A 19,538-nucleotide genomic window follows, 5' to 3' on the forward strand; every position below is an offset into this window, starting at 1 on the left:
CGCAGCGGCACCCGCAAGCTCAGAGCCGCCCTAGGCCTTGTCGGCGGCCTCGGGTTCCTCGGGCGCGCGGCTGAACTTGCTAAACCACCGAGCCCCCCAGATGCCCACTTCGTACAGGATGCACATCGGGATGGCCAGCGCCAGTTGCGAGATCACGTCGGGTGGCGTGACGATGGCGGCGATGACGAAGGCCAGCACGATGAAGTAGCCGCGAAAATCTTTCAACTGCTGGATCGTGGCGAAATTGAAACGCACCAACAGCATCACCACCACCGGCACCTGAAACGCCAGCCCAAACGCCAGGTAGAGCGACAAGATCGCCTGAACGTACGAGGCGATGTCGGGCGTGGCGGCCACACTGTCCGGAGTGAAGCCTTGGATGAAAAAGAACATCTGGTCGAGCACAAAAAACTGCACGAACCCGATGCCGATGTAGGCCAGCAGGCTGCCGATAAAAATCAGGGGCAGGGCAAAACGCTTTTCGTGGCTGTACAGGCCGGGGGCCACGAAGGCCCACATTTGGTACATGAGCCAAGGCAAGGCGACGATCATGGCCGACATCAGCAGCACCTTGAGCGGCACGAAAAAGGGCGAGAAGACGCCGACCGCGATCAGCTTGGCCTCGGGCGGCATGTGGTTGCGGATCGGAACGGCGATGAAATCGATCAACTCCCCCGGCCCCGGCCAGATCGCCAGCCCGATGGCGCACAACACCACCCCGGCCAGGCTGTAGAGGATGCGGTCGCGCAACTCGACCAAATGCTGCACGAAAGGCAGTTCGGTGCCGGCGAGTTCATCCGCTTTGGGTTTGGGGTCTGACATGGGTGCTGTGCTGTGCGTAGAGGGTCAGAGCGGTCGCGCTGTGGAGCTGGAGCCCGTAGAGCCGGAATAAGGCTTGGGCCGGTGCCGCGCCACGCGCGCAGCGCCCGACTGCACGAAGGAGCGCTGGCCGGTGCGCGCCTTGTACCACTTGGGCACCGACTGCTGCTTGAGCCTGAAGCTCTTTTTGGGGCGCTGAAATGGGGGGTAGACCGAGTGCCCGAGCGAGTATGCGGCGCTGGGATCGACGCGCGGCGCCTCGCCCGGCTCAAGCGGCTCGTTGCCTTCCAGCCCGGCCGTGGCATCCATCCAGTCTTTCTCGAAGCTGCCAACGCCAGACTGCACTTCGCGCGCCGCACCCTCGACCGATTCTTTCATTTTTTTGAGTTCGTCGAGGTCCATGGAGCGGTTGACCTCGGCCTTGACGTCGGCCACGTAGCGCTGCGCCTTGCCCAGCAGGGCGCCGACGGTGCGCGCCACCCGTGGCAGCTTCTCGGGTCCGATCACCACCAAAGCCACGACCGCAATCAGGGCGAGCTCGGAAATTCCAAAATCCAGCATGCAAGGCTTTCAGTGCAGCCCGCCGCAGGCCCAAGCCGACGGCAGGCGCGGCGCGTTCATCAAAGCTTGGTCTTGGCTTCGACGTCGATGGTGTTTTTGTCAGCGGCCACCGGGGTCTGCCCGACTTGGGCAGAGGTGGTGTTGGTTTGGGCCGGGTCGGTTTGCGTGCCGTCGCCCGCTTGCTTCATCCCATCTTTGAAACCCTTGACGGCTCCGCCCAGGTCGGAACCGATGTTTTTGAGCTTTTTGGTGCCAAACACCAAGACCACCACCAGCAAAACAATCAGCCAGTGCCAAATCGACAAACTTCCCATGACAAACTCCTGCGTCGGGGCTGAAACTGCCCCGGGTTAAGTGGATTCCAAGCTGGGCCAATGGTTCACCGCTGGCCGAAGCGGCTATTGTCACCGATATGGGTGACAACTCGGGGAAAGCAAGGCCAACAAGGGTAAACCCTTGCCTTGCGCTGCAGGACCGGCCCAGTCAGGCTCTTAGCCCCTGTGCCAAGGCCGTGGCCCGCCCATCACGTGCACGTGCAGGTGCTGCACCTCCTGCCCGCCTTCGGCGCCGTTGTTGCAGACGATGCGAAAGCCGCCCTCGGGCCAAGGGCGGCAGCCTTGCTCCAGCGCCAACTTGGGCGCCAGGCACATGAGCTTGCCCATTAGCCGCTCGTGCTCGGGCCCGAGCTGTGCCATAGAAGGCAGGTGCAGCTTGGGCACCAGCAGGAAATGCACCGGGGCCCAGGGGTGGATGTCGTGGAAGGCGTACACATCGTCGTCTTCGTAGACCTTGCGGCTGGGAATCTGGCCGGCGATGATTTTGCAAAAAATGCAGTTCGGGTCGTGGCTCATGGGGTTTGCAAAAAGGTGGCGGGTACAGGGCTTGAGCGGGGCTTAAATAGGGCTTACAAGGTTTCAGAGCGGCAGCGGCTTGCGGTCGTTCCAGTACAAAAAGCCTTTGACCAGCCGGTAGATAACCCAAACCGTGGCGACGAAGAAAATGGCAAAACCGACCACCAGCACCATGGTCAGCGCCCCCAGCACAAACCAAAACAGGCCCCACCAGAAGGTGCGGATCTGCCAGCGAAAGTGGCTTTCGTAGATCGTGCCGGTGGCGTCTTCGCGCTTGACGTAGTTGATGACGATGGCGATGATGGCCGTCACCCCAAGCAGCCACGACAGGGCGTAAAGGGCGTAGATGATGAGCGTGAGCTGGCGCAGGCTGGCGAGCTCATCGGGCGTCTTGCCGCCGAGGTCTGGGCTGGCGGCGGGGCTGGTGCCCGGGCGGAAATCGATGGGCTCGTTCATGGGGGGCTTGGCTGCGGGGAGGGCCCCGACTGGTGCGGAGGGTGCGGGTGCCGCTCTTGCGGTCCCTGTTCTTGCTGGCGCTGTTGCAGCTTGCGCAAGGCCTTTTCTTCCAAGCCGCTAAGGCCTTCGCGGCGCGCCAGCTCGGCGGTGATGTCGGCTGGCGAGAGGCCGAAATGCGCCAGCGCAATCAGGCTGTGAAACCACAGGTCGGCCATTTCACCCACCAGCGCCTGCGCGCTGCCGTGGCCGTGCTGCAAGTCTTTGGCTGCCATGAGGGTTTCGCCGGCTTCTTCGGCGATTTTTTTCAGGATCGCGTCCGGCCCCTGGTGCAGCAGGCGCGCCACGTAGCTGCGCGCCGGGTCGCCGCCTTGGGCGGGTTTGCGCGTCTCGATCAGGGCGGCCAGGCGCAGCAGGGTGTCGTCCGCGCTGGTGCGGGGAGCGGCGGCCTCGCGGGCCGGTGTGGGGGCGCAAGCGGCAGGGTTCATGCGGTCAGCGGTAAATCGATTCGGGGTCTTTGAGCACCGGCTCCACGGTCAACCAGCGCCCATCGGCCGGGCCGGTGGTGGCGGCTTGCGCGCCGTCTAGGGGCTGCCAGCGCAGGTAAAAGCAACTGTGGCGGCCGGTGTGGCAGGCGATGCCGGGCTGGTGCCCGAGCTGGGTGACCTTGAGCAGCAGCACGTCGGCGTCGCAGTCGAGCCGGATTTCGTGCACCTGCTGCACGTGGCCAGATTCTTCGCCTTTGTACCAGAGCCTGGCGCGCGAGCGGCTGTAATAGACCGCACGCCCCAGGGCGGCGGTTTGCGCCAGCGCTTCGCGGTTCATCCAAGCCAGCATCAGCACGTCGCCGCTGCTGGCCTCTTGGGCGATCACCGGCACCAGCCCTTGGGCGTCCCAGCGCACGGCGTCAAGCCAGTCTGTCATGTTTGCACGTACTCCGTTTGAGGGCCAGAAACCCGGCGTGGCGCCAGTCTGCGCCCATTGTGGCACAGCCCAAGGGCCTCCCGCTCCGTCCATGGCTGGTGCTGGCAGCACCTTGGGCTGGGTCCGCCGAGCGGGCGCATCGGTGTTTTCCCTGGTTGGCAGGGGCATGGGCCGCAACATTTCTGATCCGGCTTGAACCGGCAGCAAATTTCACCGCTACACTAGCGCTAGTGTTTTTGCATGGATAAAGCCACTACGGGTAGTGGCCCTGCCATTCCAGCGCCCCCCGATCCTGCGGCTTCATCGACCGTCCATCTACGAGGAACCCTATGTCCATTGCCCCCATGGCATCCACAGCCGAACGCCCTATTTTCGCAGCTCCCAGCCCCGAAGCCGCGCGCGCCAACCCCAGCACCCACCTGCCCCACTACCAGATCATCCGCCGAAACGGCTCGGTGGTGCCGTTCGAGCCGGGCAAGATCGCGGTCGCACTCATGAAGGCCTTTCTGGCCGTGCGCGGGGCCCACGGGGCTGCCTCGGCCAGCGTGCGCGAGGACGTGGAGCAACTCACCCAGGCCGTGGTGCGCGCCCTGTTGCGCTCGCGCCCGGCCGGAGGCACCTTTCACATCGAAGACGTGCAAGACCAGGTCGAGCTTGGCCTGATGCGCGGCGGCCACCACGAGGTGGCGCGCGCCTACGTGCTGTACCGCGAGCGCCGCGCCCAGGAGCGCGCCGCCAAACAAGCCAGCGCCAGCGCCGAACGCGCCACGCCGGTGCTGCACGTGAGCGCCGACGGCCAGCGCCGGCCGCTGGATTTGGCCCGCCTGCAAGCCCTGATCGGCAGCGCCTGCGCCGGGCTGGGCGAGGCGGTGCGGCCCGAGCCCATTGTGGCCGAAACGCTGCGCAACCTCTACGACGGCGTGCCGCTGGCCGAGGTGTACAAGGCCGCCATTCTGGCGGCGCGCACCCGCATCGAGCTCGACCCCGACCACACCTACGCCACCGCCCGGCTGCTGCTGCACACCATCGCGCAAGAGGTGCTGGGGCAAGACCTGACGCAGCCCGAGCTGGCCGCGTGCTACCCCGAGGCCTTCCCGGCCTGCATCAAGCGCGGCGTTGAGGCCGAGCTGCTCAACCCCGAGCTGCTGCAATTCGATCTGCCCCGGCTGGCGGCGGCGCTCAAGCCCGAGCGCGACTTGCAGTTTGACTACCTGGGCCTGCAAACCCTGTACGACCGCTATTTTTTGCACCAGCACAAGCGCCGCATCGAGCTGCCGCAGGGGTTTTTCATGCGCGTGGCGATGGGGCTGGCGCTCAACGAGATCGAGCGCGAGGTGCGCGCGATCGAGTTCTACGAGGTGCTGTCGCGCTTCGACTTCATGAGCAGCACCCCGACCCTGTTCAACAGCGGCACCCGGCGCTCGCAGCTATCGAGCTGCTACCTCAGCACCGTGCCCGACGAGCTCGATGGCATCTATGAGGCGATCAAGGAAAACGCGCTGCTGTCCAAGTTTGCCGGCGGGCTGGGCAACGACTGGACCCGCGTGCGCGCCCTGGGCGCCCACATCAAGGGCACCAACGGCGAATCACAAGGCGTGGTGCCGTTCCTGAAAGTGGTCAACGACACCGCCGTGGCGGTCAACCAGGGCGGCAAGCGCAAGGGCGCGGTCTGCTGCTACTTGGAGACCTGGCACCTGGACATCGAGGAATTTCTGGAACTGCGCAAAAACACCGGCGACGACCGGCGCCGCACGCACGACATGAACACCGCCCACTGGATTCCGGACCTGTTCATGAAGCGGGTGCTGGAAAAGGGCGACTGGACCCTGTTTTCGCCCCACAGCGTGCCCGATCTGCACGATCTGGTGGGCCCGGCCTTCGAGCGCGCCTATGTGGCCTACGAAGAAAAAGCCGCCCGGGGCGAGATCACGCCCTACCGCAAGCTGCCCGCCTCCGACCTGTGGCGCAAGATGCTCACCATGCTGTTCGAGACCGGCCACCCCTGGATCACCTTCAAAGACCCCTGCAACCTGCGCAGCCCGCAGCAGCACGCCGGCGTGGTGCATTCCTCCAACCTGTGTACCGAAATCACGCTCAACACCAGCGACAGCGAAATCGCAGTTTGCAACCTCGGCTCGGTCAACCTGGCGCAGCACCTCACCAACTGCCCCAGCGGCTCCGGTGCCAAGGTGCTCGATCACGACAAGCTGCGCCGCACCGTGGCCACCGCCATGCGCATGCTCGACAACGTGATCGACATCAACTACTACGCGGTCAAAAAGGCGCGCGATTCCAACCTGCGCCACCGCCCGGTGGGGCTGGGGATCATGGGTTTCCAAGATGCGCTCTACCAAATGCACACCCCCTACGCCAGCCCGGCGGCGCTGGACTTTGCCGACCAGAGCATGGAAGCCGTGTGCTACCACGCCTACTGGGCCAGCAGCGACCTGGCCGCCGAGCGCGGGCGCTACTCCAGCTACACCGGCTCGCTGTGGCAGCGCGGGGTGCTGCCGCTGGACTCGCTGGAGCTGCTGGCGCAGGCGCGCGGCGGGCACCTAGAAGTCGATCGCAGCCAGACGCTGGACTGGGACGCGCTGCGCGCCAAAATTGCCCGCGACGGCATGCGCAACGCCAACTGCGTGGCCATTGCGCCCACGGCGACGATTTCCAACATCGTCGGCGTCGATGCCTCGATCGAGCCCTGCTTTGGCAACCTGTCGGTCAAGAGCAACCTCTCGGGCGAGTTCACCATCGTCAACAGCTACCTGGTGCGCGACTTGAAGCGCCTCGGGCTCTGGGACGAGGTGATGCTGCTGGACCTGAAGCACTTCGACGGCTCGCTGCTGCCCATCGACCGGGTGCCGGCCGAGCTCAAAGACCTCTACCGCACCGCCTTCGAGATCGAACCGGCCTGGCTGGTGGAAGCCGCCGCGCGGCGCCAGAAGTGGATCGACCAGGCGCAAAGCCTGAACCTCTACATGGCCGGCGCTTCGGGCAAGAAGCTCGACGAGACCTACAAACTGGCCTGGCTGCGCGGGCTCAAGACCACCTACTACCTGCGCACCACCAGCGCCACCCAGGCCGAAAAATCCACCGGCCGCGTGGGCCAGTTGAACGCGGTGGCCATGGGGGCGGCGGCAACGGGCAGTGTGGCAGCCACCGCCAGCAGCCTAGAGGCACCCAGCCCGGCCACCGACGTGAAGTTCTGCGCCATCGACGACCCGGGCTGCGAAGCCTGCCAATGAAGCGGCTGTGATGCATCGGCACCACACGTCAGCGTACAAAAGCCGTTGCAGGTGCTTGCATTTTTCGCCAAACTTTTCATAATCCGACTTAAAGGAAAACCCCATGCTGAACTGGGATGATCACCCCGAACCGGCCCTGCAAGCGGTGCCCCTCACCCCTGCCCGGCCCGCCCCTGCTGCCACGGCTCGCGCTGCCACCCCAGCCGTGCCAACCCCCGCGCACCAGCGCATCAACGCCTCTGACAAGCGCATCATCAACGGCCAGACCGACGTGAATCAACTGGTGCCCTTCAAATACAAATGGGCCTGGGAAAAATACCTCGCCTCCTGCGCCAACCACTGGATGCCGCAAGAGGTGAACATGAGCCGCGACATCGCGCTCTGGAAAGACCCCAAGGGCCTGACCGAAGACGAGCGCCGCATCATCAAGCGCAACTTGGGCTTTTTTGTCACGGCCGATTCGCTGGCAGCCAACAACATCGTGCTCGGCACCTACCGCCACATCACCGCGCCCGAGTGCCGCCAGTTTTTGCTGCGCCAGGCCTTCGAAGAGGCCATCCACACCCACGCCTACCAGTACATCGTCGAGAGCCTGGGGCTGGACGAGGGCGAGATCTTCAACGCCTACCACGAGATCCCCTCGATCCGCGACAAAGACGAGTTTTTGCTGCCCTACATCGACACCATCATGGACCCGGCCTTTGTCACCGGCACGCCCGAGGCGGACCAGAAGCTGCTCAAAAGCCTGATCGTCTTTGCCTGCCTGATGGAGGGGCTGTTTTTCTACGTCGGCTTTGCCCAGATTTTGTCCATGGGGCGGCAAAACAAGATGACCGGCGCCGCCGAGCAGTACCAGTACATCCTGCGCGACGAGTCCATGCACTGCAACTTTGGCATCGACCTGATCAACCAGCTCAAGCTGGAAAACCCGCACCTTTGGACCCCGGCCTTCAAGGCCGAGATCAAGGCGCTGTTCGAGCAGGCGGTCGAGCTCGAGTACCGCTACGCCGAAGACACCATGCCGCGCGGCGTGCTGGGGCTCAACGCCTCCATGTTCAAGGGCTATTTGCGCTACATCGCGAACCGGCGCGCAACCCAGATCGGGCTCGAGGCGCTGTACCCGAACGAGGAAAACCCGTTTCCGTGGATGAGCGAAATGATAGACTTAAAGAAGGAGCGCAATTTCTTTGAGACGCGCGTGATCGAGTACCAGACCGGCGGCGCCCTGTCTTGGGATTGATGCCGCCACCACTCGCTGGCTGCGGAGTTCGCCGCGGACGCAGCGCCATTGTCAAACTGCAACAACTGAACAAGGAGAAAAAGATGGCACCTGCAAAAAAAACCGCAGCAGCGGCTCCCGAAGCGACCCCGGCCCCTGCGGCGGCCCCGCCCCGCCCAGCGCGCAAGTCCGTGAAACCCGCGACTGCGGCAGCGCCCCCAGCGGCTGCGCCTGCCAGCAAAAAAACGCCCGTTAAAGCTGCGCCGGCTCCAGCACCGGCGGCGCCGGTTGCCGTCACCCCGGCTAAAAAACCAGCAGCCAAAAAACCAGCTTCTGCCGCCGTGGCGGCAGCCGTGAAGGCGCCAGCCCAAGCCGCAGCTAAAGCGCCTGCAACCAAAGCCCCCGCAGCTAAAGCCCCCGCAGCTAAAGCGCCTGCAGCCAAAGCAAAAGCCCCCGCAGCCAGCGCAGCGGCGCCGGTTGCGGCGCAGCCCGCTGTGGCGCCCAAGCCCAAGGTGAAAGCCGAGAAAGCCGAGAAAACAGCAAAACCGGCCAAAGCCACCAAGGCGCCCAAAGCAGACCAAGCAGAAAAACCCACCAAGGCGGGAAAAGCCACCAAGGCAGTGAAAGCCGACCAGCCCGCCAAAGCGGCGGCGCCGGTTCAGCCCCCGCTCAACCCCAAGGCGGCTTGGCCTTTCCCGACCGGCAAAAAACCCTGACCCCCGACGGGGGTGGGTTTCAGATCTCGAAACGGTAGTTCTGGCCGCCGCGTGAGGCGATTTTCTCGGCCCCCATGCGGTTGCCGAGTTCGACGCTGCGCTGCAAATCCCAGCCCTGCGCCAAGCCATAGAGCAAGCCGGCGCGCAGCGCGTCGCCGCAGCCGGTCGGGTCCAGCACCTCGCGCGCCGCCACCCCCGGCACGCGGCTGCACGCGCCCTGCTGCCACACATCGCAGCCTTCACCGGCCAGCGTGATCACCAGCCCGCGCAAGCGCTGCGACAGCTCGGCGTGTCCGAGGCCGGTGCGTTCGCTCAGCATGCGCGCCTCGTAGTCGTTGAGGGCGGCCCAGTCGGCCAGCTCGATGAAGCGCAGCAGCTCGGGGCCGTCGAACATCGGCAGCCCTTGACCGGGGTCGAACACAAAGGGCACCCCGAGGGCGTGCAACTGCTCGGCGTGCTCGATCATCGCTTGGCGCCCGTCGGGCGAAACGATGGCCAAGCTGGCAGCCGGCGCGGCGGTGATCGGGTTCTGGTGCGCCAGCGCCATGGCGCCGGGGTGAAAGGCGGTGATCTGGTTGTTGTCGCGGTCGGTCATGATCATGGCCTGCGCGGTGTAGTGCTGGCTCACCCACTGCACCGCGCCGGTGTCGATGCCCAGCGCCTGCATCCGCTCCAAGTAATCTTGCCCGTCGTTGCCCAGCGCCGCCACCGGGCGCACCTGCACCCCCAACTGGCGCAAGCCATAGGCGATGTTGCCGGCGCAGCCGCCGTGCTCGCGCCGCAGGGCCGGCACCAGGAACGAGACGTTGAGGATGTGCAACTGCTCGGGCAGGATTTGCTCGGCAAAGCGGCCCTCGAAAGTCATGATGGTGTCAAAGGCCAGCGAGCCGCAAACGAGGATGGTCATGGTGCAAGTTGTAGTGATTCAGGGGTAAAACAAGATGGCGCGGTAGCCGGTCATGACGCGCCCTTCGATGCCCTCAAAGGCGAGCTCGAATTGCAGCGACCACTCGGCCCCGGCGGCCAGGGTGGCGGTGGGGCGGGGCCATTCGTGCGGCAGCAGCACCCGGCGCACCAGCACCTGGTCGTGGATGTCGGTCAGGGTGAGTTCGATCGCCGGGCTGGCCACTTCCAGCGCCGACTGGTTGCGCAGCACCAGTTGAAAGCCGTACAGGCCAGGGCCTAGGCGCAGCAGCACCGAGCTGTCGATCACCACGTCGTTGGGGCTGGCGGGCAAGGTCTGCTGACAATCGAAGGTCTGGCACAGGCTCTCGAGCACCGGCTGGGCGGCGGGTATTTCGCGCGCAATCGGGGCGCGCCACTGGTAGACCGCTTGCAGGCCCAGCAACAGCGCCAGCACCGTGACGGTGACCAGCAGCAGCAGCCGCGTGGCAGGGCGCCGCCAAAAGGCCTGCCGCTGCGCCTTGCGCACAAAGGAGGGCAGCGGTGGCAAAGCGCTGCCCTGCGGCCCCTCCGAGGCGGAGCTCGGTTCGGGGTCGTGCAAGGGAGGCGCTGGCGGGGGTTCGGGCAGTGCTGGCTCTGGCAAGGGCGGTTCTGGCCGAACCGGCTCTGGCGCCAAGGTCTCGGTCACATGCGCATCGGGCAGGGTATCGGGCTGCAGGGCAGCCATGGGCGGCGCACTTGCCTCCTCACGACCCGCCGCAGGCTCTGAGGACGCCTGTTGCGGATCGGCTTGCGCCCGCTGCGATGCAGAGCGCGGGGCAGCCACTGGGTCGAGCCCGGGCACCCACGGTTGCAAATCGAGGTTGGCATCAAAAATCTGACCGCACTGGCCACAACGCACCCAGCCGTCGGAAATTTTGAGCTGGTCTGACACCACCTTGAAAGTGGTCGCACAGGCTGGGCAACGGGTGATGAAGCTCATGCTTCGATTATTGCAGTGCGACGCCTCAGGGCGCGCGCGCCGTCAACAGAACCCAGCCATCTTCGGCATCGGCAATCTGCAAGGACAACCACGGTGCGTAGGCGGCTTGCAACTCGCTGGCCTGGCGCTCCAAAATCCCCGACAGCACCAAATGGCCGGCCGGGCCGACCAAGCCGGACAACAGCGGCGCCATCAGCTTGAGGGGCGTGGCCAGTATGTTGGCCAGCACCACGTCGTAGGGGCCTTGGGCCCGATCGGGCAAACCGGTTTGCAACTGCACCTGGTTGTGCACGGCGTTGAACTGTGCCGTCTGCACCGCCACCGGGTCGATGTCCACCGCATCCACACGAGGCGCAGCAAACTTGGCCGCTGCAATGGCCAAAATGCCCGAGCCGCAGCCGTAATCGAGCACCCGCAGGCCCGCCAGCGGTTGCTGCGCGATCCAGCGCAGGCACATGCGGGTGGTCGGGTGGGTGCCGGTGCCAAAGGCCTGCCCCGGATCGAGCCGGATCACGTGCTGCGCGGCTGCGGGTACCTCGTGCCAACTGGGTACGATCCAGAAGCTGGGCGTGATGGGCACCGGTTCGAATTGGGTTTGCGTCAGGCGCACCCAGTCGGTCTCGGCCACCGGGCGCAACGCAGCCACCTCGCAACCTTCGAAAAAATCTTGCGCCCGCAGCAATTGCTGCGCTTCGCAAGCCGCCGCTTCGCTGGCAAACAGCGCCTGCACTTGCGAGCGCTGCCAGCCGGCCTTGGGCGCGGGCAGGCCGGGCTCGCCAAACAGCGCCTGCTCGGCCGGGGTCTGCGCATCGGCGTCGGTAACCGAGACGCTGAGCGCATCGAGCGCCTCCAGCGCCTCGCTCAGCTCCTCGACCTGCGCCTCGGGGGCCAGCAACAGCAGCTCGAACAGCGTGGCAGCGTTTTCTTGTTCAGCGCTCACGTTGTGCCAACCAGGCTTCGAGGTAGTGGATGTTGGTGCCGCCGGCCTCGAAGTTGGCGTCCACCAAGATCTCACGGTGCAAGGCGATGTTGGTCTTGATGCCCTCGATCACAGTCTCAGACAGGGCCGAGCGCATGCGCGCCAGCGCCTGCTCGCGCGTGTCGCCGTGCGTGATGAGCTTGCCGATCATCGAATCGTAGTTGGGCGGCACCATGTAGTGGGTGTAGATGTGCGAATCGACCCGCACCCCAGGCCCACCGGGCGCGTGCCAGGCGCTGATGCGCCCCGGCGAGGGGGTGAACTTGTAAGGGTCTTCGGCGTTGATGCGGCACTCGATGGCGTGCCCGCGCAGCTCGATCTGGCGCTGCGTAAAGGGCAGTTTCTCGCCCGCCGCAATGGCGATCTGCTGGCGCACGATGTCGATGCCGGTCACGGCCTCGGTGACGGGGTGCTCGACCTGCACCCGGGTGTTCATCTCGATGAAGTAGAACTCGCCGTTTTCGTACAGAAACTCGAAGGTGCCCGCACCCCGGTAGCCGATCTTCTTGCACGCCGCCGCGCAGCGGTCGCCAATGCGCTCGATCAGGCGCCGCGCAATGCCGGGTGCCGGGGCTTCTTCGATCACCTTTTGGTGCCGCCGCTGCATCGAGCAGTCGCGCTCGTGCAAATAGACCGCGTTGCGGTAGTTGTCGGCCAGCACCTGGATTTCGATGTGGCGCGGGTTTTGCAGGAATTTTTCCAGATAGACCTCGGGGTTGCCAAAGGCGGCCCCGGCTTCGGCCTTGGTGGTCTGCACCGCGTGCAGCAGCGCCGCTTCGGTGTGCACCACGCGCATGCCGCGCCCGCCGCCGCCGCCAGCCGCCTTGACGATAACCGGGTAGCCAATGCTGCGCGCAATGCGCTTGACTTCGGCCGCGTCGTCGGGCAGCGCCCCTTCCGAGCCCGGCACGCAAGGCACGCCGGCGCGGATCATGGCCTGCTTGGCGGCCACTTTGTCGCCCATGGTGCGGATGGCCTCGGGCGTGGGGCCGATGAAGACGAAGCCGCTTTTTTCCACCCGCTCGGCAAAGTCGGCGTTTTCGCTTAAAAACCCGTAGCCGGGGTGGATGGCTTCGGCGTCGGTGACTTCGGCCGCCGAAATGATGGCGGGCATGTTCAGGTAGCTCAAGGCCGAAGGCGGTGGGCCGATGCACACCGCTTCGTCGGCCAGCTTGACGTATTTGGCTTCGCGGTCGGCCTCGGAGTAGACCATCACCGCCTTAACCCCCAGCTCGCGGCAGGCGCGCTGGATGCGCAGGGCGATTTCGCCGCGGTTGGCGACCAGGATTTTTTTGAACATGGCGGCCGGGCCCTCACTCGAGCACGAACAAGGGCTGCCCGTACTCGACGGCCTGACCGTTTTCGGCCAAAATCTGGGTCACCGTGCCGGCATGCTCGGCTTCGATTTCATTGAGAATTTTCATGGCCTCCACGATGCACACCGCTTCACCCACCTTGACCGCCTGCCCGACCTCGACAAAGGGCTTGGCCCCTGGGCTGGCGGCCCGGTAAAACGTGCCAACCATGGGCGATTTCAGCACCACGCCCTTGGGCGCGGCAAGGGCGGGCTGCACCGGCGCTGGCACCTCGGCGCTGCTGCTGGGCGCAGCGGGTGCCACCGGGATGACCGGGGCCAGCGCAGCCACGGCAGCAGGTGCCGCGACCGGCTGTGGCGCAAGGGGCGGGCTCTTGACGATGCGCACCTTGCCCTCGGCCTCGGTGATCTCGAGTTCGGATACATTCGACTCCGAAACGAGGTCGATCAGGGTCTTGAGTTTGCGCAAATCCATGTCAGTTCCTAAATCAGTGCCAAAATGCGTCGAAATGAAGGCATCGAGGCAAAAGCAGGCGCGAATATACACGAACTTGCGCAGTCTACTAGGCTCCATCCGAAGTCCGGCCACCCCCTTCCATTGACACCCGCCCGCAGCGACAGCCCCCACCGATGATCGACACCGAAGCCCCTGTCTCCTCCATGGCCTTGCCGGGGCTGGCGCGCGCCTTGGTGGCCGCCGGCACCCTGACCCAGCAAAGCGCCGAAGGGCTGTACGCCAAGGCCCAGGCCCACAAAAGCAGCTTCATTGCCGAGCTGGTGGGCAGCGGTGCCTTAAGCGCCAGCGAATTGGCGCACACCATGTCGCGCACCTTTGCCGCGCCGCTGATCGATCTCGACGCCATCGACGTGCAGCGTCTGCCCAAAGGCGTGCTCGACCCCAAGTTTGCCAAGCAGTACCGCATCGTGGTGTTGAGCCGGCGGGGCAACCGCATCACGGCGGCCACAGCCGACCCCACCCACACCGAGGTGGCTGAAAAAATCAAGTTCACCACCCAACTTTCGGTGGACTGGGTGATCGCCGAACTCGACAAACTGGGCAAACTGATCGACAGCACCAGCGCCAGCGCCAGTGAAGCGATTGAGCACATCGTGGGCGGCGATTTTGAATTCGAAGACGGCGCGCTTGAATTGGCCACCGCCGAGAGCACCGAGAAGGTCTCGGCCGAGGTCGAAGACGCGCCGGTGGTGCGCTTTTTGCACAAAATGCTGCTCGATGCCTACACGATGCGGGCATCAGACCTGCATTTCGAGCCCTATGAGCACTTTTACCGGGTGCGCTTTCGCATCGACGGCGAGCTGCGCGAAATCGCCTCCCCGCCGGTGGCCCTGAAGGAAAAGCTGGCTTCACGCATCAAGGTCATCTCAAAACTCGACATCGCCGAAAAGCGCGTGCCGCAAGACGGGCGCATGAAACTCAAGGTCGGGCCCGACAAATCGATCGATTTTCGGGTCAGCACCCTGCCCACGCTGTTCGGTGAAAAAATCGTCATCCGCATCCTAGACCCGAGCAGCGCCCAAATGGGCATCGATGCGCTGGGCTACGAGGCCGACGAAAAAGCCCTGCTGCTGGAAGCCATCAGCCGCCCTTACGGCATGGTGCTGGTGACCGGCCCCACCGGATCGGGCAAAACGGTGTCGCTCTACACCTGCCTCAACATCCTGAATCAGCCCGGCGTCAACATCTCGACCGCCGAAGACCCCTCAGAGATCAACCTGCCCGGTGTAAACCAGGTCAACGTCAACGAAAAGGCCGGCCTCACATTTGCGGCCGCGCTCAAGTCGTTTTTGCGTCAAGACCCCGACATCATCATGGTGGGCGAAATCCGCGACCTAGAAACCGCCGACATTGCCATCAAGGCGGCCCAGACTGGCCACTTGGTGCTCTCGACCTTGCACACCAACGACGCCCCCGGCACCCTGACGCGCCTGATCAATATGGGGGTGCTGCCGTTTAACATCGCATCGAGCGTAAACTTGGTGACCGCACAGCGGCTGGCACGGCGCCTGTGCAAGCAATGCAAGCAGCCGCACGAGGACTTGCCCGAATTGGCGCTGCGGGAAGCCGGATTCAAGCCCGAAGAGCTCGACGGCAGTTGGATGCCCTACCGACCCGTCGGTTGCTCGGCCTGCCACAATGGCTACAAGGGGCGGGTTGGCATTTATCAGGTGATGCCGATCAGCGAGGCGATGCAGCACATTATTCTGCGCGGCGGCAGCGCGCTCGAAATTCAAGCCCAAGCGCGCACCGAAGGCATACGCACTTTGCGCGAATCGGGGCTGCGCAAGGTTAAACTGGGCCTCACTTCCCTAGAGGAAGTGTTGGGCTGCACCAACGATTGAATGCGCAGGCCCGTACCTGCACCAGACTTCAAGAGGGAATCATGGCAACGGCGACCACCAAAGGCATCAAAGAATTTGTATTCGAGTGGGAGGGCAAGGACCGCAACGGCAAAGCCGTGCGCGGAGAGGTGCGCGCCGCCGGTGAAAACCAGGTGCAAGCCACCTTGCGCCGCCAGGGTGTATTGGTGCAAAAGGTCAAAAAACGCCGCACCGCTTCGGCCAAGCGCATCAAGCCCAAAGACATCGCCATTTTCACGCGCCAACTGGCCACCATGATGAAAGCCGGTGTGCCGCTGCTGCAATCCTTTGACATCGTCGGACGCGGCAACCCCAACCCGAGCGTGAGCAACCTGCTCAACCAAATTCGCACCGACGTGGAAACCGGCACCTCGCTCAGCGCCGCCTTTCGCAAACACCCCATGTACTTCAATGCGCTCTACTGCAACCTGGTGGAAGCGGGTGAAGCGGCCGGTATCCTAGAAGATCTGCTGGACCGGCTGGCCTCGTACATGGAAAAAACCGAGGCCATCAAGAGCAAGGTCAAGTCGGCCCTGATGTACCCGGCGGCGGTGGTTGTGGTGGCCTTCGTGGTGGTGGTGGTGATCATGATCTTTGTCATCCCGGCCTTCGAGGAGGTGTTCTCATCCTTTGGCGCCGACCTGCCGGCCCCGACCATGCTGGTGATCGCCATCAGCGAGTTTTTTGTGGCGTATTGGTGGATCTTGTTTTTGGCTTTGGGCGGCGGCTTTTATTTTTTCATGCAAGCTTGGAAGCGCAACATCAAGGTGCAGCGGGTAATGGACCGGGTGCTGCTGAAAATGCCGGTGTTTGGCACGCTGGTAGAAAAGTCCACCGTGGCGCGCTGGACCCGCACCATGTCCACCATGTTCGCCGCCGGGGTGCCGCTGGTGGAGGCGCTGGACTCGGTCGGAGGGGCCTCGGGCAACAGCCTGTACGCCGACGCCACTTCGCAAATCCAGCGCGAAGTCTCCACCGGCACCAGCCTGACCATGGCCATGAACAACGCCCGCATCTTCCCCTCCATGGTGCTGCAGATGACCGCCATTGGCGAAGAATCGGGTGCGCTCGACCACATGCTGGGCAAGGCGGCCGATTTTTACGAGCAAGAAGTCGACGACATGGTGGCCGGCCTGTCGAGCCTGATGGAGCCCATCATCATCGTGGTGCTGGGGGTGATCATTGGTGGCATCGTGGTTTCGATGTATCTGCCGATCTTCCAGCTCGGGCAGGTGGTCTGAGCGGACTGCTGCGCGGCCATCTTCTTGGCCCTGCGCAGCGCCCCGTGGCCAGGCCCAGAGCCAAGCGCTGTTAGCGCCAGACCGCCCCTGTGCCGGCCCTGTGCCGGCCCTGTGCCGGCTTGGTGCCGGCTTGGTGCCGGCCTGGTGCCGGCCTGGTGCCGGCCTGGTGCCGGCCTGGTGCCGGCTGGGTAGCCGTTTGGAACCATGAAATGTGCTCGTGCCAGATTTTTACCAACGCACTTGCGAATCGTTCGCATTTGTGCTTATAATCAATCCATGCACTCCGTTCCCTGCCCTTCTCTTTCCAGCCCGGCCGAGCTGCGCCACGATGCTGCGCCTGTGCGCCGCCTGTCATTTGCACAGTTGAGCGCTGGTGCGCGCGAGGTGCAGATCGAACACGCCGGGCAGGTTTACCGCCTGCGCCTAACGGCGCAAAACAAGCTGATCTTGACCAAGTAAAACCAGCCACCTAGGTTGCAAACGCCTTTACAGCCCTACACAGCCCCACCGACCGCCCACAGCCAAGCACCCCAGTCAACACCCCCCAGCCAGCCAGTGGCCACCGCTTTGTGGTGTCGCGAGCCAGCCAGTTTTTTAGCAACTTCTGGTACCGCCTCGTGAACCGCCCAGCCCGAACCCCATCACCCTCCCCGGCTCCCGCCCCTTCGCCCTCCCCTGCCACCATTGCTTCGTACTTTGCGTTGCAACCGGTCGCGCTGGCCTGCCTTCTGGCATCCGGCTATGGCTGGGCCCAGACACCTGCTGCCCCCCTTGCCAGCAACCTGCCGCCGCCGAGCGTCACCAGCACCCTCGATACCGTGGTGGTCACCGGCGCGCGCGCCGAGCGCGAAGTGGGCGATGTGCCGCAGCGCATCGACGTGATCGAAGGCGCGGCGCTGGACCCCACACGGGCGCAAGACATCCGCGAACTGGTGCGCGACCTGCCCAACGTGGAAGTGCGCCGGGCCCCGCAGCGCTTTGGCGCCGTTCTGGGCTCCACCGGCCGCGACGGCAATGCCGGCTTCAACATCCGTGGCCTGCAAGGCAACCGGGTGCTGCTCACCGTCGATGGCATGCGCATGCCGCGCGAGCTGGTCGGCGGAGTGCTGGGTTCGGCCGCCTTTGGCCGCGACTACTACGATCTGGGGCTGATTTCCCGTGTGGAAGTGGTGCGCGGCGCCACCTCGGCCCTATACGGCTCTGACGGTTTGGGCGGCATGGTGGCGATGTTCACCCTGCAGCCCGAGCAACTGCTGCAACCCGGCCAATCATTCGGCGGCCGCCTGAGCCTGCGCGCCGACACCGAGGACGACAGCCAAGGCGTGGGCCTGACGCTGGCCGCAGTGGCCAGCCCACAATGGCAGTGGCTGGGCAGTGTGCAGACTGGGCGCGCCGGCGCACTTGACAACCAAGGCACGAATGAGGCCGCCAACAGCACCCGCACCGCCCCCAACCCGCAGCGCGACCGCAACCACTCCCTGCTGGGCAAGCTGGTGTTCACGCCCGGCGGCGGGCAAAGCCACACCTTCACGGCCGAACACATAGACAAATCCACCGACGTCCAAGCCCTGAGCGCAAGGGGCGTAAATCCGGCCACCCCCGGTGCCACACGCGACTTGCAAGGCAAGATGGAGTCGAGCCGCACCCGCCTGAGCTGGGACGGCCAGATCCCATTGCGATCGGCATGGGCCGACCAACTGCGCGCCAGCGTGGGCGTGCAGCAGGCCGAAAAGCGCGAAGTGGCCACCGAACAACGCACCCCCAGCGGGGCCAACCCCGCCACCTTCCGGGTGCGCGATGTGATCTATTGGGAAGACATTTTGCAGCTCTCGCTGCAAGCCGAACGCAGCCGCGAGCTGGGCCATGGCTGGGCCCACAAGCTGGTCTATGGCGTCGAGCTGGCGCGCACTGAGATGGAGAACCTCAGCACCGGCGTGGCGCCGCCGGCTGGTGAGACCTTCCCCCTGCAGCGCTTCCCGACCACGCGCGACACCACCTCGGCGCTGTTCATACAAAGCGAATTCATCAGCGAGCGCTGGAGTCTGATCCCGGCGCTGCGCTACGACCGCTTCGACATCGACGCCCAAGAAAGCCCCCTGTTCCAGCGCCCGCTGGCCGATCTCTCGGGCGATGCGCTCTCGCCCAAGCTGGGTCTCATCTTCAGGCCGCAAGCGCACTGGCAGATTTTTGGTAACGTGGCGGCGGGTTTCCGCGCCCCCAGCCCGCTGCAGCTCAACAACTTCTTTGAAAACCTGGTTGGTACGGCACCCTACCGCACCATCCCCAACCCCAATCTGCGGCCCGAGCGCAGCCAAACCGTTGAACTCGGTGCGCGCGGCCAGCACGGCGCTGTGCAATGGCAGGCCACCGCCTTCAGTGGGCGCTACCGCGATTTCATCGAAGACCAGGTGGCCGTGGGTGGCAGAGGAACCGTCGCCGATCCGCTCACCTTCCAGTCGATCAACCGGGGCCGGGTGCGCCTGAGCGGCTTCGAGCTCGATGGGCGCTGGGCCCTAAGCCCGGCCACCACACTGCGCGCCAGCTACGGCCAGACCGAAGGCCGTGATACGGTGCTCAATCAGCCGCTGAACTCGGTCAACCCCGAGCGGCTGGTGCTGGGGCTGGAGCACCGCGTGCAGCAGTGGACGCTGGGTGCGCGCCTGACGCACACCGCCGCCAAAGACCAGGCCGACATCCAAAACACCCTCACCGGCGGCGCGGTGCAATTTGCCACGCCGAGCTGGACCACGCTCGATTTGAGCACCAGCTGGCAAATCACCCGCAGCACCCGCCTGAGCGCCGCGCTCAACAACCTCACTGACCGCAAATACTGGCACTGGGGCAATGTGCAGGGCCTGGCAGGCAATTCCGCGGTGCTCGATGCCTTCACTTCCCCCGGACGCAGCCTCTCGCTGTCGCTCGTGAGCAGTTTTTAACCGGAGCCCATAGAC

Annotated in this window: 18 protein-coding genes; 6 read left to right on the top strand and 12 right to left on the bottom strand. The window is 64.7% G+C overall.

The genetic code is table 11. The features are described from left to right. Positions 1–30 precede the first annotated feature (30 nt). The 7 genes from tatC to hisI form a co-directional block, all read right to left on the bottom strand. Positions 31–822, bottom strand: a complete 792-nt coding sequence (gene tatC, locus SRAH_RS05510; protein ID WP_029462351.1) for a twin-arginine translocase subunit TatC — start codon at positions 820–822, stop codon at positions 31–33. Positions 823–846: 24 nt separating this feature from the next. Next, positions 847–1,380: a Sec-independent protein translocase protein TatB gene (gene tatB / locus SRAH_RS05515; protein WP_029462352.1), complete on the bottom strand. Its 534-nt coding sequence runs from the start codon at positions 1,378–1,380 to the stop codon at positions 847–849. 59 nt (positions 1,381–1,439) lie between these two features. Further along, entirely contained in the window at positions 1,440–1,694 is a 255-nt protein-coding gene (gene tatA, locus SRAH_RS05520) for a Sec-independent protein translocase subunit TatA (protein WP_029462353.1), read from the bottom strand. Positions 1,695–1,871: 177 nt separating this feature from the next. After that, positions 1,872–2,231: a histidine triad nucleotide-binding protein gene (locus tag SRAH_RS05525; protein ID WP_029462354.1), complete on the bottom strand. Its 360-nt coding sequence runs from the start codon at positions 2,229–2,231 to the stop codon at positions 1,872–1,874. Between the two features lie 63 nt (positions 2,232–2,294). Continuing rightward, positions 2,295–2,687 (bottom strand): DUF4870 family protein, encoded by a 393-nt coding sequence (locus SRAH_RS05530; RefSeq protein WP_232840991.1) that lies wholly within the window; start codon positions 2,685–2,687, stop codon positions 2,295–2,297. Next, on the bottom strand, positions 2,684–3,172 hold the full coding sequence (locus SRAH_RS05535) for a phosphoribosyl-ATP diphosphatase (protein WP_082210081.1): 489 nt from the start codon (positions 3,170–3,172) through the stop codon (positions 2,684–2,686). The genes SRAH_RS05530 and SRAH_RS05535 overlap by 4 nt, the downstream gene beginning before the upstream one ends. A gap of 4 nt (positions 3,173–3,176) precedes the next feature. Beyond that, a complete protein-coding gene (gene hisI, locus SRAH_RS05540; protein ID WP_029462357.1) occupies positions 3,177–3,608 on the bottom strand; it encodes a phosphoribosyl-AMP cyclohydrolase in 432 nt (143 codons plus the stop codon). A gap of 329 nt (positions 3,609–3,937) precedes the next feature. Here hisI and SRAH_RS05545 point away from each other — a divergent pair, with 329 nt between their 5' ends. Beyond that, positions 3,938–6,853, top strand: coding sequence for a ribonucleoside-diphosphate reductase subunit alpha (locus SRAH_RS05545; RefSeq protein ID WP_029462358.1), 2,916 nt, complete (start codon positions 3,938–3,940; stop codon positions 6,851–6,853). Positions 6,854–6,956: 103 nt separating this feature from the next. Next, positions 6,957–8,093, top strand: a complete 1,137-nt coding sequence (locus SRAH_RS05550) for a ribonucleotide-diphosphate reductase subunit beta (protein WP_029462359.1) — start codon at positions 6,957–6,959, stop codon at positions 8,091–8,093. 714 nt (positions 8,094–8,807) lie between these two features. Here the strand turns inward: SRAH_RS05550 and SRAH_RS05560 are convergent. From SRAH_RS05560 to accB, 5 genes are read right to left on the bottom strand one after another with little or no spacing between them, the layout of a single operon-like run. Next, on the bottom strand, positions 8,808–9,695 hold the full coding sequence (locus SRAH_RS05560) for a carbohydrate kinase family protein (protein WP_029462361.1): 888 nt from the start codon (positions 9,693–9,695) through the stop codon (positions 8,808–8,810). An 18-nt stretch (positions 9,696–9,713) separates the two neighbouring features. After that, positions 9,714–10,673 (bottom strand): DUF3426 domain-containing protein, encoded by a 960-nt coding sequence (locus SRAH_RS12985; protein ID WP_029462362.1) that lies wholly within the window; start codon positions 10,671–10,673, stop codon positions 9,714–9,716. A 25-nt stretch (positions 10,674–10,698) separates the two neighbouring features. Continuing rightward, positions 10,699–11,583 carry a 50S ribosomal protein L11 methyltransferase gene (prmA, locus tag SRAH_RS05570; protein ID WP_029462363.1) on the bottom strand — a complete coding sequence of 295 codons (885 nt, stop codon included), beginning with the start codon at positions 11,581–11,583 and terminating at the stop codon, positions 10,699–10,701. 19 nt (positions 11,584–11,602) lie between these two features. After that, positions 11,603–12,952, bottom strand: coding sequence for an acetyl-CoA carboxylase biotin carboxylase subunit (gene accC, locus SRAH_RS05575; protein ID WP_029462364.1), 1,350 nt, complete (start codon positions 12,950–12,952; stop codon positions 11,603–11,605). Positions 12,953–12,965: 13 nt separating this feature from the next. Beyond that, the gene (accB, locus tag SRAH_RS05580; RefSeq protein WP_029462365.1) at positions 12,966–13,442 is read right to left on the bottom strand and encodes an acetyl-CoA carboxylase biotin carboxyl carrier protein; all 477 of its coding nucleotides are present in this window, start codon (positions 13,440–13,442) and stop codon (positions 12,966–12,968) included. 155 nt (positions 13,443–13,597) lie between these two features. On the opposite strand from accB, the gene pilB reads away from it, so the two are divergent. The 4 genes from pilB (at position 13,598) to SRAH_RS05600 (ending at position 19,523) form a co-directional block, all read left to right on the top strand. After that, a complete protein-coding gene (gene pilB / locus SRAH_RS05585) occupies positions 13,598–15,328 on the top strand; it encodes a type IV-A pilus assembly ATPase PilB (protein WP_029462366.1) in 1,731 nt (576 codons plus the stop codon). A gap of 41 nt (positions 15,329–15,369) precedes the next feature. Next, entirely contained in the window at positions 15,370–16,587 is a 1,218-nt protein-coding gene (locus tag SRAH_RS05590; RefSeq protein ID WP_029462367.1) for a type II secretion system F family protein, read from the top strand. 276 nt (positions 16,588–16,863) lie between these two features. Next, the gene (hemP, locus tag SRAH_RS12025) at positions 16,864–17,046 is read left to right on the top strand and encodes a hemin uptake protein HemP (protein ID WP_045476290.1); all 183 of its coding nucleotides are present in this window, start codon (positions 16,864–16,866) and stop codon (positions 17,044–17,046) included. 242 nt (positions 17,047–17,288) lie between these two features. Continuing rightward, on the top strand, positions 17,289–19,523 hold the full coding sequence (locus SRAH_RS05600; protein WP_052369099.1) for a TonB-dependent hemoglobin/transferrin/lactoferrin family receptor: 2,235 nt from the start codon (positions 17,289–17,291) through the stop codon (positions 19,521–19,523). Positions 19,524–19,538 lie beyond the last annotated feature (15 nt).

It is taken from the genome of Serpentinimonas barnesii (assembly GCF_000696225.1).
In the GTDB taxonomy this organism is placed as follows: domain Bacteria; phylum Pseudomonadota; class Gammaproteobacteria; order Burkholderiales; family Burkholderiaceae_C; genus Serpentinimonas; species Serpentinimonas barnesii.